Annotated in this window: 1 protein-coding gene; it reads left to right on the top strand. The window is 73.5% G+C overall.

The window, feature by feature from the left end; genetic code table 11:
* Positions 1-198: 198 nt before the first annotated feature.
* The coding region (locus tag Mterra_RS21625) for a hypothetical protein (RefSeq protein WP_218023010.1) at positions 199-654 on the top strand (456 nt) is incomplete at its 3' end.

Raw genomic sequence — 654 nt, 5'->3', positions numbered from 1 at the left:
GACGCTGTGGTACTACCGGGCCCTGGCCGACGCCTTCCTCGAGCACGGCCCCCTCGAGCCGGCCCGGGAGCTCGACGAGGTGGTGAGGCGGCTCGAGGCGGAGGCGGCCTCGAAGGGGACGACCTAGCGGCGGGAGCCGTGGGGCCGGGACGGCCAGGCACAGGAGACAAAACCCTTGCTGGGAACACCGCCACAGGTGTGGGGGAAGCGCTCGAGCTCGTATGGTTCAGCGCCCAGGCCCGGTGGGCCGTGGAGAACGCGCTCTACCTGGGCGTGAAGGCCAGCGAGGCAAAGACCCCGGTGCCCGAAGCCACCGCCGACGCCCAGCGGGGCCTCCTTCGGCCCCAGCCCCGTGCGGCCCGGGGGGAGCTCAGGCTCAACCTCAAGGGCACCGGCTGGGCCGGCACCGGCAACACCTCACCTACACCCTGGTGCTCGACAACAGCTACCTCGGCTACGCCTGCGGCTTCAACACCCGCGGCGGCACCACGGCCTACCTCACCGCGCCCCCGCAGCCCGGCCGGCACCACCCCGACCTACGAGGGCAGGAGCGACGCCCCCACCGCCACCACCCACGACCCCTTCCAGCGCCCCATGCCGCACCACCAGGACCACCCCGGCGAGCGGCTGCCGGCCTCTCACCCGGCCTTCGAG

The organism is Calidithermus terrae (assembly GCF_003574345.1).
In the GTDB taxonomy this organism is placed as follows: Bacteria; Deinococcota; Deinococci; order Deinococcales; family Thermaceae; genus Calidithermus; species Calidithermus chliarophilus.
This window is presented reverse-complemented; position numbering and strand designations above follow the sequence as displayed.